We start from the raw sequence: 15,021 nt of genomic DNA on the forward strand, positions 1-15,021 counted from the left end.
TATGGTAATTTGGATTAATATGTTATCTCATGATCTGCTCATATTCTTTTGGATTAAAAATTAGTGCCAAGGGTAACATTAAGAGCGTCATAAAAATTAATATAGTCCATGAAATAAGAAAATCACCGGTATAATCTTTCAGTATTCCAGCAATAAAGGGTGTAAACGAAGCTAATATGTATCCAGTACCTTGAACAAATGATATAAGCTTTGTTGATTTGATCGGATCTTTATAATGATCCAAAGTAAGGATAAGACTAAGAGGAAATAAGCCTCCTACACCTAAACCTAACAATGATGACCACAGCATGGTTATCTGTAATGGGGATGAAATTAGACCAATAAAACCTATAACTGTTAAAATAATTAATGTTATTAAAATCAGCCTACGATCTTCATTTTTTCTCGATAAATAAGGAAATAGAAAACCTGCAATAATTTGGAAAAATATGAAATTGGATAAGATTATTCCTGAATCTTCATTCGACTTACCCAATTCAATGTAATAAGGAGAAAGCCATGTAGAAATACAACTATAAGAAGCTGAACTTAAGAAGAAAAAAACAACCAAGAAGCAAGAGCGAATATTGATTGTTATATTAGTCAAAGGAGATTTTGCAAAAACCACTTCTTGAATTCTTTTTGCAAAAACTGGCATGAGTAATAAAGGGGGAATTGTAAAAATCCACCATATTGAGATAGCGAACTTCCAATTATGTAAATAATTACTGATAAGTGCAACGGATCCAGAAGATACTGCCGCCCCAATCATTAAGCCCGTAATATAGACCCCCATCATTATTGAAATATTTGACTTAAATTTAGATTTAATGATTAAAGGAATAGTTATCTGTAGGACAGCAATAGAAAAACCAAGTACTATAGATGTCAAAATTAAATTAGAAATTCCAGCAGTAAAATATCTAGCTAAATTAGAGATCATTATTAGTACTAATGAAAACAAGATTAAATTTTTAACTTTGAAATGTACTAAGAAATCCTTTGAGTACAACATGAGTAAACCCATGCTAAAGGTGGGGATTGCAGTTAAGAGCGAGAATCCAGCATAGTTTATAGATGTCGAAGTAATAATTTCATTAATCAAAGGCCCTAGTGCGATAACACTAGGCCTTAGATTCAAACTTAATAAAAAAATTACAATAATTAATATGTAGGTATCTACTTTGTTGAACTGTATACTTTTCATAAAATTTACTTAAACAACAAAGTCATAAAGCCAATATCTATCTTTTAGATTTAAAGGCTTTTCATCATCTTTTGCATTAAGGGCTTCTTCCCAAGCTCCTTGTTTATGTCCGCGAATACCAATTTCTCTTGCTAAAAGAACGGTATCCTGAGCACGTTTATGTCTTCTACTTTCATATTCTCTAAGATCTTCCTCAATACTTCCTGATTTCCCTAAGCAGTTTGCTAATACCACAGCATCTTCAAAAGATTGACAACATCCTTGCCCTAAATTAGGTGTCATCATGTGAGCTGCGTCTCCTAATAGAGTTACACTACCAGTACCCCATGGAAGACTCATATCCCTATCAGCAATTTTTGTTCTTGAGATTGACTCTGGAGAGGTTGCTTTAATTAATTCTTGAATTGGACTGTGCCAATTATCAAAAAGACTACTAATATGTTGAATGATATCTTCATATTCTATATTGAAATCCTCTGGTGGGGTTTTATTTGTTGCAAACCAGTACACTTCAGACTGACTTATAGGAACAATACCAAATCTACGTTCATCTCCCCATGAAACACTAATATTAGAATCTAAAAATGAAGGTCTTTTACATATAGCTCGCCAAATAGAGTATCCTGCATAATTATGATGAATTTGATGATTCAATAAGGTACGAACCTTAGAATGAACACCATCAGCGCCAATTAGTAGGTCACCAATAAATTCTTCGCCATCTGAAGTAATAACATGAACTTTTTTATCTTTTTCAAAATAATTTTCGACAATATGATTTAACTTAATGCGATTTTTTGGAACATACTTTAAAAGAGCTTTCTGCAATTTCCCACGATGGATACCAACACAAGGAGCATTAAATAATTCAGTTAATTCATCTAATGGGTCGATTGATATTTCTTGTCCATTCCAAGAGTAGATGCCAGCTTTTTTTATAGGTTGACCTTGGGTGATGACTTCTTGGTCAATACCAAGCTGTTGTAAAGCCTTCATCCCGTTAATCTGTATTGTTATTCCTGCTCCAACTTCTCTAAGTTCTTTTGCTTTTTCTAGCACTATAATATTATGGCCCAATTTCTCTAAAGCTATTGCTGCTGCTAAGCCACCAAGACCACCACCTACAATAATAATATCTAACTTACGCATTTAAATTTCTCTCTTTAATTATAGAAATGTTTGTACAAATAAATCATAAAATATTTTTGAGTTCACTTTAGTAGCTACATGCATTAGAGAATCTGCCTTATAGCTAAAAGTGGTATTTCCTATTTCTTTTATCGTATCAATTTCAATTTGAGCTGTGGTGTATTCAATAGTTTCCGGAGCTGTAATAGCCAACGCAGCTAATGGATCCCAGGCAAAAAATTCACCAGATTGAATAAAGTTGGTTGAATTTTCAAATATCTCTAAAGCAAACTTATATAATGTCTTATCACTATTTATGCTTTTGAAATATTCAAAAAACTTATAGTTAATAGGGACTTGATTAGTAACATCTAAAGGAATGAAATAAATCTGATTCTTTGTAGAGGATATTAATTCTTGAGCAGATAAGCTATCAGCAAAGATATTCCATTCAGCTTTATCATTAGGCGATACAAAATTACTAGTTGTAAAAAGATTACCTTTGACCTCAAATGCTCCTCCCATTATATATATTCGTGTAGTGGAACTAATGAGTTTACTTTTATTTAGGTAATTAATATTAGTTAATGGTCCTATAGCAAGAAGATCAGTGATTTTTAAATGTTGAATAGCTTCTAAAGGCAATAGATTAAAATCATAATCACTTTTTAAAAGTTCTACACCTTTTAAGTTATTTGATTGTTCTCTCCATGCTAAGGGAAAAGAGCAATTCGGCGTTTGTGATTTATCAAACCCAACAAAAATAGGAATTTCTAGTCGATTAATCAATGCGAGGAAGTTCTTTATATTGTTTAAAGCATATTCTATATCGCTCATGCCATGAACAATTGATATACCAACAACCTCAACACTGGGAGTCGAGAAAAGATAAGCCAATGCTAAGAAATCATCAGGCCCACAATCTGTATCGATCAAAATCTTTTTATGGGTCATTAAATTAGCCCTATAGTTCTTAGTTCTAAGATACTGGAAATAGAATGATATGAATTATTCTGTTCGTTACTAATATGGATTGGCAGCATTCCAATACTCTGAGAACCTTGTACATCCATTTCAAAGCTGTCACCAACAAATACACAATTTGTAGGTAGAACATTTATTTTGGAACAAGTTTCTAAAAAAATATTTTTATTAGGTTTTCGTTTCCCGAAGTCAACTGAAGTAGTTACAACGTCAAATAAATTCAGAATGCCAATTTCTTCTAGTAAATTAAAAACCATCTTAGAGTTATGTGTATTGGTGATAACCCCAATCTTGTACTTTTGCTTCAAATCTAATAACAAATTTTGCAGATCAGAATTCCAAGAAACATACTTTTTCCATTCTTGACAGTATTGTGACACTATTTGATCCAACTTTTCCGGTTCAATATTGGTTACACCATAAGTTGATAGTAATTCCATAAAAACTTCATCCATAGAGAATTCAGTTTCTGTATGATGCGTATCCATATTTAGTTTTTTAAATATTGAAGATATATTTTCAATAAAATCAGCATAGGGGAAATCACTATCTAAGGCTTTAATTAATAAAGAATATGTGTTTGAGAAATCTTTACCTTCAACTTGTGGAGTGTAGTCAACTAAAGTACCAAATAAATCAAATAAAATAGCTTGAATATTTTGCATATAGACCTTATGAGTTAGTATCAAGAGAAAAATAAAGGATAAAAATCATTAATATTGTGAATAATATCTGTACAACCTGTTTCTTTCATTAATGAAGGACAAGTTGAACTATTATTATCAATAAATCCTACAATACTATTAACTTTAGCTTGACTAGCAGCCATTACACCAGTTACAGAATCCTCAATAGCAATAAATTTGTTATGACCTTTACTAAAATGATTAATTGAGAGGTTATAGATATCAGGATAAGGTTTCCCATTTTTTGCCATTTCTTTACCAAAAATCATCTTATTTTTGAAAAAATGATTAAGTCTTTTTTCATATAAAATCTTAGATATACGCTCTATACTTGCATTTGAAGTAATACAAAATTCAACTTCATTTCTGCTTAGCATATCTAATAAATTTGGAATACCATCAATAACTTTAATATTATCAATATTTGAATTTAGATAACTTAAAATCATCTGCTGGAATTTTTTTGAATTTTTATCGGATAAGTCTAAGTCATCTGCAATTTTGCTAAACTGCCATCCTCTATACTTAGAGTTTACTTCATCCTCTTTTAAATTTATTTTAAATGAATGTAATGCATAATTAATAGCATCAAATGATAGTCTTTCTGAATCAACTATTACACCATCAAAATCGAAAATAATAATAGGATGATTGTTGAATTTTTTCATATATTTATAATTTCTCATAAAGTCCTAGTTAATCATAGGTAGTATTATTAATACTTGTTTTTTTAACTCTTTTGATTACATGTCTTTTGGCTTAATAAGCTAGTCCTTATATAATATACTGTTTAGTCTATTGTAGTAAAATCTAATATATTTATACAAGACTTTATTTTTTATTCAAAATAAGCTAATGAAACTAAATTTAAAGTAATTTCACCTAATTTAAATAATAAGGCGTAAATTGAATTATTTTAATCTTAGGAATCTATACATTGTAGCGTGGTAGGCCGTAGTAAAAATGTTTCAAATGATGTGTATAGAAATGAACAATCGGTTTAACTGGTGTTTTGTATCATAAGCTGTTGTATAAAAAATTGAATGTTATCTTTTGCGCAAAAGCTAGAAAAAAGAAGTTATAAATGGAAATATTTTTATGTGAATATTCAAGTAATTGAGGTGCATATTAGAGAAGATTTATATAAAAAAAAGCTGTAATATTACATTGAAAATAATTCATAAAAAAAAGTAATTAATAGTATTAAAATAAAGAATGCAATAAAATATTATAAAAAACAAATGTGTTTTTAAAAAATTAGATTGATTAGTAAAAATAATATAGACAAACCTTTCTGTATGTATTAGAAAATAGAAAACCTAAAATCGAGTTCAAATAAAAAGTGGATATTAATAATTTAAAAGCCGTAATTATTGTTGATGAAGAATTACCATCAGGAGTAATTACAAATACTGCGGCAATACTAGGCATGAGTCTTGGTAAGAAATACCCCGAGATCGTTGGACGAAACTTAATAAATAAAGATAAAGAAATACATGAGGGTATAACTATTATTGGCTTACCGATCTTAAGCGCAGATAAAGAGAAGCTAAAAAGTATAAGAGATAATGCTAAACAATTTGAAAATCAAATATTTGAAGTTAATGTTTTAAATTTGACAAGATCTACACGATCATATGAAGAATATGCTGAAAAATTAGAGCAAATTGCGAATCAAGATCTCGAATATCAAGGGATTTTATTGTATGGCGAGAAAAAAGCCATAAATAAATTAACAGGTAATTTAAGTTTATTTAAATAATAAAAAAAGGGGATTAAATGTACAAGATTTAATCCCCTTCCTCTTAACAATCTCAAAGAAATTGTTAAATCAACCCCTGTCTTATGCAATTAGGAGATGATCATGGATCATAACATTTATAGTAACTCAAGCCAAGAAAAAGCAGATTTAAGATATCTGATACCAGAAGATACTTATTATCATGGACATCCTGAGGTCGTTGAATGGACTACAAAATTTTCTAGTGAAGCTGAAAAGTATGAGGTCTTTAAGAATATTCATTCAGCTCTTCAAACAGTGGATATTGCTAAAGCAAACAAAGTGGCAACTGCTTGGTACGAGTTTACAACTTTTGTTCCTACTTTTTTATCATTAGCTGTTGTTTTAACAGATGATCCTGAAAGGCAGCATCATTTAATTCAAATTGCATATGATGAGTTAGGTGGGCAGGACAAGCAGTATATTCATTCTAAGCTTTTTTTAGAAGCAATTGAAAAAGTAAATTTAAGTTATAAAAAAGATTATGAAATAGTTAATATTAAAAACATTTTAGAAGGTTTAAAAAATACTTTACTTAATACTAACAGCCAGTATGGAATAGTTGGCCTTTTACTAAGTTTTGAAATTATTGCAGAAGAAAATATCGAAACATTATTCAAAGGCTTATGTTTTGATGATAATTGTATTGCTTTGTTAAGTGATACCCCTTTCTTTGAAATTCATAGAGCAGATGAGACAGAACACATCCGTCACTCAGTAGCTAATTTTTTAAGATTTTGTCAATCAGATGAATCAAAAAGAGAATTTATGGTTTCTTTTGAAGACGGTCTTAATTTTTGGCGGAAGTTTTGGAACTATATTGCTGAAAATTTAAATATCTCTACAAAATAAAATAGATTAAAGAGAGCAGGAAATAATGAAAAAAGTAGTAGTTTTTATTGAAACGAATTTCACTGGTTTAGATGCATTAACATATTGCAAGGAAAAAGGATATCACTCTGTACTAATTACAGATAGTTATGAACGCTTTTTGAGTTGGTTTCCTGCTTCTTCTCTCTCTAAAATTGATCAGGCAAGTGAAATAATTAATGTTAATGATTCAAATGATTTGGGAGAGCTCGTAAGCGTACTAAAAAAATTTGAAAAAGTAGATGCTATTTTGACATTTGCAGAAATCAGAACACTGGTTACTGCAAAATTAGCAAAAGAAATGAACGTCAAACATAGTAACTCTCAAGCAATTGAAATAGCTCAAAATAAAAGCTTGATACGTAAAATATTAGCTGAAAATAGAGTTGAAGAGGTCAGTTCTGTAACTATCAAAGATATCAATTTTATCGATGATGAGATTGAAAAGAATAATCTAAAATATCCATTTTTTATCAAACCATTACATGGACATTCAAGTATCGGGGCAAGTGTATGTAGGAATGACAATGATCTTCTAAACTATAAGAAGAAATATATTAAAAGTAATCAGGATGGTATTTCTGACGAACTTGTGATTGAAGATTATTTAGAAGGTCAGCTTGTAAGTGTAGAGACATTAACGTTTGCTAAAGGTCAGCATGCAATTATTGGAGTTGCTGATAGAGATATTATTCATGATTGTGTTGAAATTGGATCATCATTTACTTTAGATGACCGAATTGCAAGTTTAGCAAAAGAAAAAGCAAAAAAAATACTAAACTGCATAAACTACGATTATGGATCAAGTCATATAGAGTTAATTGTAAATGATGAGGAAGCAAGACTTGTTGAAGTTAATACAAGAGTAGGAGGAAGTGGACATTCTATTATGATGGATCTTGCTACAGGTCGTTCTATCGTAGGTGATTGTATAGAATGTAATTTAGGAAATTTAAAATTTGATGAAAACTTATATTCAAATAAGAAAATGGGAGCAAGTTGGCAGTGCTTTGTTCCAAATAAAGAAGGAATAATTAAAAAGTTACCAAATATAGAAATTCTTCAGAAAATGAAAGATATAACTAATGTTTGGTTTCATTATCAGGAAAATGAGAAAGTTGAGGATCTAAAATCTAATTTTAGCTGGGTTGTTCAGGTAATGGCTCAGGGAGAAAACCGAGAAGCTGCAAAGTTTAATGCACTTACGTGTATTAATTATATTCGTGAAAATTCATTGGTAGAGTAAATGCCTATGGATATTTCTCTGAAAAATCTTTTTTTATTATCTAGTTCGACCTTCATATCATCATTAGGGTCGATACTATTACAAATATCATTAACTTTTTATTTTTATGAAACTACTAAATCAGCTTTATTGACGGGAATACTAGTTAGTCTTCAATGGCTACCAGCATTATTAATAGTCTTTATAAGAAATAATTGGGAATTTGGGAAAAGTCCTTTACTGAAATGGAGGTTATCAGAAATATGTGCATTGACTATTACAGGATTACTGATCCTCTTGGTTGATAAGAGTATTTATTGGGTAATTGCTATTTTATTTATTAGGGGAATGTTTGATCAAATTGTTCGAGTAAATAGAACAGTTGCATGCCGATATGTGTTTGATAATAAAAATCAACAGTTTTATTCAAGTATATTGCAGAGTAGCTACCACATAGGTATTAGTGTGGCTGCAATATTTGCAATACTATTTATCGGTAAGCTAAATCTAAAAGGAATTATTGTAATTAATTTAATAACTTATATTATTTCAATTTTTCTAATTAACTTATCTCGAACTTTAAAAGATTTTCCTAAAATTCAAAGCAGTGACAGTAATAATATTTTATTTGGAATAAAAGATTATTTTGTGATTTTGAAAACTAATGGAATTCTTAGGTTATATGCATTACTTTTTCCAATTACTGCAATTTTTTTTCAAGGTACTTATTCAGTTTTACAAACAATATATCCATTACAAAAATATCATATTTCAGCGAATGAAAGTTCAATGTCATATGTTGTTGCAGGTATAGCTATTATCTCTGGTTCAGTAGCATTTACATATCTATCAAATAAAATAGATTTATATAATGGTTTCTCTAAACTAATTGTAGTTACTCTTTCAATGCTAACAGTAATAACTTATATATTTTCTTTAGCAGTAAGTGATAAATTCCAAGCATTAATTTTATTTATGATCATGGTGTTTATTTTTGAGATTCTATGGATGTATGGATATATTGGCACTGTTAAATATTCACCCAATGGTAAACTTAGTTTGATATATGGCATATCGTTTTCAATTGGTTGTTTTGGTGCTGGTTTAATGAGCATGTTGTTAGGATTTTTATTGGATTTAATAAGTAATCAATTTTTAAAATTAATATTAATATCAAATATTATATATATGGTAATAATTTTTTTATTATGCCAGAAAAATATATTTATCGTTAAAGAATTAGGAGTTCCAAATGAAAAACTGGATTAAAAATGAATTTTATGAAATGAGTGAAGAAAATTTTAATCTTTTACTTGATTTTAAAATTCCTGGAATTATTGTTAAAAACTTCATTCCTAAAGATATATGTGACCAAGTCGCAGAACGATTAATTCAATCTAATTTTTCTAATTATTCACATTTAAATGACATTCCTGTTAATCATATAGGAGTGTGCCACAATCAATGTGTAACTAAAGAAAAAAAATACTATTTTGAACAAAGAGAGAAAGCATTAGAGCAAATTGATAATATATACAAGGATTTAAATATAAATCCTGTAAATGAAGTGCTCAAGTTATTTAATGATAAAAGTGGTAGAAAAGCTGAAGTTTTTAAAGAAGATGGCTATGGAGAATATTTTGCAGGAGCATTCCGAAGTTTTAAAGGACATGGAAAATTACATATTGATCATGCACCTTCTCACATAGCAACAGAATGGGATGTAAAAAAAATTTTAAGACAACTAACTTGGAATATTTACTACACCGTAAGTAACAAAGGCGAGTTAGTAGTCTATGACACTATTCATACGCCTGAAAATGAAAAGATGAAAGTGCCGAATGAATACTATTTTCCTTATGAAGTGCTCGATGATGTGAATGATTGTTTACGAATGGTGCCAGAGGTAGGTGATCTTATTATCTTTAATACACAAAATTTTCATGAAGTCTTAGGTAATCCTAATGGTTATCGCATTTCACAAACCTCCTTTTTTGGATTGCGTGAAGATGAAAGTTTAGGTTTCTGGTCTTGATGAAAATGGAGTATAAGAATTGAAAAAAAAAATGATAATTTGTGGTGTCATCACTGTATCAATTAGTTTGATAGGTTGTGCACCACCCAAAAAAGAAAATAAAAATACTTTAATATATTGTTCTGAGGGTTCACCAGAGCTTTTAAACCCTCAGAAAACTCTATCTGGTACAGCTAGAACAGCTACTGCTACGACTATTTACGATAGGTTAGTTGATTTTAAACCTGGCACAATGGAAATCGTGCCGTCATTAGCTGAAAGTTGGCAAGTAAGTAAAGATGGAACAGAATACGTTTTTAAGTTAAAAAATAATATTAGTTTTCAGGAGACTAATTTTTTCAAACCCAAAAGAAATTTAAATGCGGATGATGTAATATTTTCAATTGAACGACAGTTAGATGTAAATAATCCATACCATAAGGTTAATGGAGTAAATTATCAATATTTTCAAGGAATGGGATTTAGTGAAAATATTGAAAGTGTCGATAAAATTGATGATTTAAATTTAAGAATAAAACTGAAAAAACCAGATTATATTTTTATCAAGAATATGGCTTTGCCATTTATGTCAATTCTTTCAAAGGAATATGCTGATTATTTAATTAAGGAAAATAGGAGGGAAGATATTGATAATATTCCATTAGGAACTGGGCCATACTATTTTATTAGTTATGTTCCTGATAGTGTAATAAAATATAAGGCTAATAATAAATATTGGGGAGATAAGCCACTAATTGAAAATTTAATTATTTCTATTACACCTGATATTGGTGTACGTATGGAAAAATTAAAAAAGGGTGAGTGTGATATTATTGTTTCGCCAAATCCACATGATATAGATGAGATAACTAAAAATAAAGAATTTAAAGTTATTAAAAATGAAGGAATTAATATTGGGTATCTTGCTTTAAATACGGAAAAGAAACCATTAGATAATTTAAAGGTTCGTCAAGCAATTTCTTATGCATTAAATAAAAAAAGTTATATAGATATTGTGTACAATAATAAAGCAACTATAGCAATCAATCCATATCCTAAAAATGTTTTAGGATATAATGATAGTGTGAAAAAATATAATTATAATATAGAAGAATCAAAAAAATTATTAAACGAAGCTGGCTACCCAAATGGTATCGATCTTGAATTATGGACTTTACCAGTTTCTCGTCCATACAATCCTGATGGGAAGAAAATGGGGCAATTAATGCAATCAGACTTAGCTAAAGCTAATATTCGTGTAAAAATTAAATCGTATGAATGGGGAACATATTTACAGAAAGTTAAAAATGGAGAGCATCAATTAGTACAGTTGGGATGGAATAGTGATAATGGTGATCCAGATAACTTTTTATTTCCATTATTAAGTTGTGAGTCTGTTGATAAGGGCTCAAATAATGCTAGATATTGTAATAAAGAATTTAATGAAATTATTACAAATGCTAAACTAACAAATAATCAGAATATTCGTAAAAAATTATATGAAGAAGCTTTAACTATATTAGCTAATGATGAACCGATTGTACCACTTGCACATGCCGATATTTATAGAATTTCAAATAATAGACTCAACGGATATATCAATAACCCTTTTGATTTAGATTATTTTCAATATTTAACTTTTAAAGGTGAAAATAATGAATAGATCCATAAATTTTTTTATATCCATTTTTTTTATATTCTTGATTTCATTTTTTTTAATAAGATTGGCACCAGGTGATCCAGTTTTATTAATGCTTGGTGATAGAGGAAATGATCCAACACAATATAGGATGATGATGGAAAGTTTGGGCCTAAATCATCCGTTGTATGAACAATTTAAGATATATATATTGAATATTTTTACAGGAAACTTTGGTCATTCAATTGTTAGTGGTAAATCAATACTAGTTGAATTATTACCTAGATGGAAAGCTAGTTTTGAGTTGGGTTTAATTGTTTTTATTTTTTCTTTTTTTATAGGTAGCATATTAGGAATTTATTTGGCCTATAAATTTAACTCTAAAGTCGAAAGAATATTGTCTGGTAGTATGTTGGTTGTTTATTGTATTCCAATATTTTGGCTTGGATTATTGTTGATAAATATTTTTTCATTACAATTTAACTTATTTCCAGTTTCAGGTAGAATTGATTATGAATTTGATTTAATACCCTATACTGGATTTTATTTAATTGATAGTTTAACAGGTGATAATTATAAAAATTATAGCTTTACTGCCTTTTTTAGTTGCTTAAATCATATGGTTTTACCAATTATAACAATGTCAATTGTGCCTATTGTTTCAATAGCAAAGATAACTAAAGTTAGTATTTTAGAAGTTTTGAGAAAAGATTATATATTAACTGCAAAAAGTTTAGGAATGAGTGAATCTAGTATTTTTTTTAAGCATGTTTTAAGAAATATATTAGTACCAGTTTTAACGATCTCAAGTTTGTATTTAATAAATGTGACTGTTGCAGGTGCTATTATTACTGAAACAATATTTTCTTGGCCAGGAATAGGTAGATTTCTTGTAACAAGTGTTTTAAGTAGAGATTATCCAGTCATTCAAATAGTAATACTTTTCATAGGGGTATTTATTTTATTTGTAAATCTTATACTTGAAATGCTAGTGAAAATAATCGATCCAAAGCAAAGGATGAAAGTATGATAAATAAAAATCATTTTTTTATCTTTCCTTTTATTTTATTGGGAATTTCTTGTTTTTTTCTAGATCCGTATACTCAAAATATAGATAAAGTTCTTTTGCAACCTAGCTTGAATAATGGTTTTTCTTATATTTTTGGCACTGATTATATAGGTAGATCATATTTAGATAGATTAATTCTGGGAGGAATAAATACAATAGGTTTAGCACTCATTATTGTATTTGTATCATCTATTCTCGGTTTTATTTTAGGGTGTTATGCTGCCATAAGAAAAGGCACAATTGAGTCTTTAATTATGCGTTTTTCCGACATTTTAATGTCAATACCCGGTATTTTACTTGCAATTGTAATAGTAGCTATTTTTGGTAGTGGTGTGTTAGAGCTATTTATAGCATTAGTCATTGTCTTAATACCTAGATTTATTAGATTTTCACATTCTATTACAAGTCGTATTAATACTGAACTTTATATAACAATTGCTAAAGTGGCTGGTAGTAGCAAAATACAAATTTTAAAAAATGAAATATTACCAAATTCTAAAAATTTATTAATGCAACAATCTATATTGTCTTTTAGCGAAGTAATATTAGAGATTTCTGCTTTGGGTTTTTTAGGATTAGGAATACCTGCACCATTGCCCGAATGGGGAGCTATGTTAGCAGAATCACGTAATTATTTTAGTACTAATCCATATCTCATTATTTTGCCAGGCCTATGTTTAATGTTGGTAGTGTTATTTTTAAACTATATAGGTGAGAATCTTACAATTAATAAAAGAGAAAAAAATGCTATTAAAAATTGAAAAACTTAAAGTAAAAGCTGAAGATATAATTTTATTAGATAACATTGATTTAGAAGTAAATCATGGAGAGATCATTGGAATTATAGGTGAATCAGGAAGTGGGAAAAGCTTACTAGCTAAAACACTGCTTGCCTTAAATAGCAAAAATTTGGTAACCAGTTTTAGCTCATATAATTATGAAGATAAAAGTTATAGCTATGATGAAGTAAAATTTCTCCGAGGGAAGCATATAGCGATGATATTTCAGAACCCTCATACTGCACTTGACCCTTCAGCTAATGTGAAAAGCCAATTAAAGAATGCTATGTTATTGAATAGTCAGTGTGAAAATATTGAGCATAAATCAATTGAATTGTTGAACGAGATGGGAATTAAAGATGCTGAAAAATGTTTAAAACTCTATCCACATCAACTTTCAGGCGGTATGGCTCAACGAATACTAATTGCTTTAATGTTAGCTAGAGAACCTAGTCTATTAATAGCAGATGAACCCACCACAGCTTTAGATCCCTTAGTACAAGAACAGATATTAAATCTATTAAAAGCAATAGTTAATAAAAGGAAAATGGGTCTAATATTAATATCTCATGATTTAAGAGTTATAAAAAAATATGCTGATAAAACAATTGTTATGTATTCCAGTCAGATAGTTGAAAAAATAGAAACACATAAAATATTAAATCATGCAAAACATCCATACACAAGAGAGTTAATTTCTATTATTCCTAGTGAAAATATTAAATACAAGGATAATCTTAAAACTATTAAAGGTAGAATTTTAGCTGCAAATGAATATGTGATAGGTTGTCGATTTTCAAATAGATGTTTATTAGTTGAAGAAAAATGTAATACGAATGTGCCTGAATTAAAAGATTCTACCTATAGATGTCATTTTTGAGGTTAATATGAAAGAAGTACTTAGAGTTAAAAATATAAATAATTATATACTAAATAATATCAATTTAAATATTGAAGAAGGTAGTATAACATCTATTATTGGAAAGTCTGGTGGCGGAAAAAGTACTATTGCAAAAATCTTGTCAAGGATAGAAGATTTTAAATTTGGGTTAATTGAATTAAAGTATAAGAATGATTATTTTAATATCAAAGGAATATCAAATAAAAATTTCTATAGTTATCTACAAATTGTTTTTCAAGATCCTTATAGTTCTTTAAATCCACAAAGAACAATTTTTGAAAGCTTGAAAGTACCTTGTAAAAATCTCTTAAAATTAAAAAATAATGAGTGTAGGGAAAAATGTACTAGTATGCTTTCTTTAGTAGGACTTAATGATATTGTTTTAGATATGTTCCCTAGTCAATTAAGTGGTGGACAACTACAACGTATTAATATTGCACGAGCACTAATTCCTAATCCGAAAATTCTTATTTTAGATGAACCTCTTTCAGCTTTAGATATTTCTGTACAGTCTCAAATAATAAATCTTTTACTAGAACTAAATAAAAATCAGAAAATCACGATGATTTTTATTTCACATGACCTGCATGTAGTAAGACATTTATCAGATTATATATATGTTGTTGATACAGGTAGTATTATAGAGCATGGAAAAATGTATGATATATTTCATAATCCTGAAAAGGACTTAACCAAGCTAATGGTAGATAATTATAACTCTATAAAAATTTAATAAAGA

At 28.9% G+C, this 15,021-nt stretch carries 15 protein-coding genes; 10 read left to right on the forward strand and 5 right to left on the reverse strand.

The window, feature by feature from the left end; translation table 11 throughout:
- Positions 1-22: 22 nt before the first annotated feature.
- Genes MKX14_RS12185 through MKX14_RS12205 form a run of 5 tightly spaced genes read right to left on the reverse strand, consistent with a single transcriptional unit; the run spans position 23 to position 4,673 of the window.
- Positions 23-1,207: an MFS transporter gene (locus tag MKX14_RS12185; protein WP_240282541.1), complete on the reverse strand. Its 1,185-nt coding sequence runs from the start codon at positions 1,205-1,207 to the stop codon at positions 23-25.
- Positions 1,208-1,216: 9 nt separating this feature from the next.
- Positions 1,217-2,356, reverse strand: coding sequence for an FAD-dependent monooxygenase (locus MKX14_RS12190; RefSeq protein WP_240282542.1), 1,140 nt, complete (start codon positions 2,354-2,356; stop codon positions 1,217-1,219).
- An 18-nt stretch (positions 2,357-2,374) separates the two neighbouring features.
- A complete protein-coding gene (locus MKX14_RS12195; RefSeq protein WP_240282543.1) occupies positions 2,375-3,289 on the reverse strand; it encodes a nucleoside hydrolase in 915 nt (304 codons plus the stop codon).
- Positions 3,289-3,984 (reverse strand): HAD family hydrolase, encoded by a 696-nt coding sequence (locus tag MKX14_RS12200; RefSeq protein ID WP_240282544.1) that lies wholly within the window; start codon positions 3,982-3,984, stop codon positions 3,289-3,291. The genes MKX14_RS12195 and MKX14_RS12200 overlap by 1 nt, the downstream gene beginning before the upstream one ends.
- 20 nt (positions 3,985-4,004) lie before the next feature.
- A complete protein-coding gene (locus tag MKX14_RS12205) occupies positions 4,005-4,673 on the reverse strand; it encodes an HAD family hydrolase (RefSeq protein ID WP_240282545.1) in 669 nt (222 codons plus the stop codon).
- Between the two features lie 674 nt (positions 4,674-5,347).
- Between MKX14_RS12205 and MKX14_RS12210 the strand changes: the two genes are divergently transcribed.
- The 10 genes from MKX14_RS12210 to MKX14_RS12255 all read left to right on the forward strand — a co-directional run bounded on the left by MKX14_RS12210 (position 5,348) and on the right by MKX14_RS12255 (position 15,015).
- Positions 5,348-5,767: a DUF2000 domain-containing protein gene (locus MKX14_RS12210; RefSeq protein ID WP_240282546.1), complete on the forward strand. Its 420-nt coding sequence runs from the start codon at positions 5,348-5,350 to the stop codon at positions 5,765-5,767.
- Positions 5,768-5,869: 102 nt separating this feature from the next.
- Positions 5,870-6,637, forward strand: a complete 768-nt coding sequence (locus MKX14_RS12215) for an iron-containing redox enzyme family protein (RefSeq protein WP_240282547.1) — start codon at positions 5,870-5,872, stop codon at positions 6,635-6,637.
- Positions 6,638-6,662: 25 nt separating this feature from the next.
- Entirely contained in the window at positions 6,663-7,901 is a 1,239-nt protein-coding gene (locus MKX14_RS12220; RefSeq protein ID WP_240282548.1) for an ATP-grasp domain-containing protein, read from the forward strand.
- Positions 7,902-9,149: an MFS transporter gene (locus MKX14_RS12225; RefSeq protein WP_240282549.1), complete on the forward strand. Its 1,248-nt coding sequence runs from the start codon at positions 7,902-7,904 to the stop codon at positions 9,147-9,149. It abuts the gene before it with no gap.
- Positions 9,133-9,915 (forward strand): hypothetical protein, encoded by a 783-nt coding sequence (locus MKX14_RS12230; protein WP_240282550.1) that lies wholly within the window; start codon positions 9,133-9,135, stop codon positions 9,913-9,915. The genes MKX14_RS12225 and MKX14_RS12230 overlap by 17 nt, the downstream gene beginning before the upstream one ends.
- A gap of 19 nt (positions 9,916-9,934) precedes the next feature.
- Positions 9,935-11,557, forward strand: coding sequence for an ABC transporter substrate-binding protein (locus MKX14_RS12235; RefSeq protein ID WP_240282551.1), 1,623 nt, complete (start codon positions 9,935-9,937; stop codon positions 11,555-11,557).
- Positions 11,550-12,563, forward strand: coding sequence for an ABC transporter permease (locus MKX14_RS12240; RefSeq protein WP_240282552.1), 1,014 nt, complete (start codon positions 11,550-11,552; stop codon positions 12,561-12,563). The genes MKX14_RS12235 and MKX14_RS12240 overlap by 8 nt, the downstream gene beginning before the upstream one ends.
- Positions 12,560-13,363 carry an ABC transporter permease gene (locus MKX14_RS12245; protein WP_240282553.1) on the forward strand — a complete coding sequence of 268 codons (804 nt, stop codon included), beginning with the start codon at positions 12,560-12,562 and terminating at the stop codon, positions 13,361-13,363. The genes MKX14_RS12240 and MKX14_RS12245 overlap by 4 nt, the downstream gene beginning before the upstream one ends.
- Positions 13,347-14,261 carry an ABC transporter ATP-binding protein gene (locus MKX14_RS12250; RefSeq protein ID WP_240282554.1) on the forward strand — a complete coding sequence of 305 codons (915 nt, stop codon included), beginning with the start codon at positions 13,347-13,349 and terminating at the stop codon, positions 14,259-14,261. Before MKX14_RS12245 ends, MKX14_RS12250 begins: the two co-directional genes overlap by 17 nt.
- A gap of 7 nt (positions 14,262-14,268) precedes the next feature.
- Positions 14,269-15,015 carry an ABC transporter ATP-binding protein gene (locus tag MKX14_RS12255; RefSeq protein ID WP_240282555.1) on the forward strand — a complete coding sequence of 249 codons (747 nt, stop codon included), beginning with the start codon at positions 14,269-14,271 and terminating at the stop codon, positions 15,013-15,015.
- Positions 15,016-15,021 lie beyond the last annotated feature (6 nt).

The organism is Acinetobacter pittii, from assembly GCF_022449185.1.
Classification (GTDB): domain Bacteria; phylum Pseudomonadota; class Gammaproteobacteria; order Pseudomonadales; family Moraxellaceae; genus Acinetobacter; species Acinetobacter pittii_I.

What these genes read in the sequence shown, in the direction of transcription:
- MKX14_RS12185 (WP_240282541.1), bottom strand. Translation starts at nt 1,207, where the DNA reads ATGAAAAGTATACAGTTCAACAAAGTAGATACCTACATATTAATTATT.
- MKX14_RS12190 (WP_240282542.1), bottom strand. Translation starts at nt 2,356, where the DNA reads ATGCGTAAGTTAGATATTATTATTGTAGGTGGTGGTCTTGGTGGCTTA.
- MKX14_RS12195 (WP_240282543.1), bottom strand. Translation starts at nt 3,289, where the DNA reads ATGACCCATAAAAAGATTTTGATCGATACAGATTGTGGGCCTGATGAT.
- MKX14_RS12200 (WP_240282544.1), bottom strand. Translation starts at nt 3,984, where the DNA reads ATGCAAAATATTCAAGCTATTTTATTTGATTTATTTGGTACTTTAGTT.
- MKX14_RS12205 (WP_240282545.1), bottom strand. Translation starts at nt 4,673, where the DNA reads ATGAAAAAATTCAACAATCATCCTATTATTATTTTCGATTTTGATGGT.
- MKX14_RS12215 (WP_240282547.1), top strand. Translation starts at nt 5,870, where the DNA reads ATGGATCATAACATTTATAGTAACTCAAGCCAAGAAAAAGCAGATTTA.
- MKX14_RS12220 (WP_240282548.1), top strand. Translation starts at nt 6,663, where the DNA reads ATGAAAAAAGTAGTAGTTTTTATTGAAACGAATTTCACTGGTTTAGAT.
- MKX14_RS12225 (WP_240282549.1), top strand. Translation starts at nt 7,902, where the DNA reads ATGCCTATGGATATTTCTCTGAAAAATCTTTTTTTATTATCTAGTTCG.
- MKX14_RS12230 (WP_240282550.1), top strand. Translation starts at nt 9,133, where the DNA reads ATGAAAAACTGGATTAAAAATGAATTTTATGAAATGAGTGAAGAAAAT.
- MKX14_RS12240 (WP_240282552.1), top strand. Translation starts at nt 11,550, where the DNA reads ATGAATAGATCCATAAATTTTTTTATATCCATTTTTTTTATATTCTTG.
- MKX14_RS12245 (WP_240282553.1), top strand. Translation starts at nt 12,560, where the DNA reads ATGATAAATAAAAATCATTTTTTTATCTTTCCTTTTATTTTATTGGGA.
- MKX14_RS12250 (WP_240282554.1), top strand. Translation starts at nt 13,347, where the DNA reads ATGCTATTAAAAATTGAAAAACTTAAAGTAAAAGCTGAAGATATAATT.
- MKX14_RS12255 (WP_240282555.1), top strand. Translation starts at nt 14,269, where the DNA reads ATGAAAGAAGTACTTAGAGTTAAAAATATAAATAATTATATACTAAAT.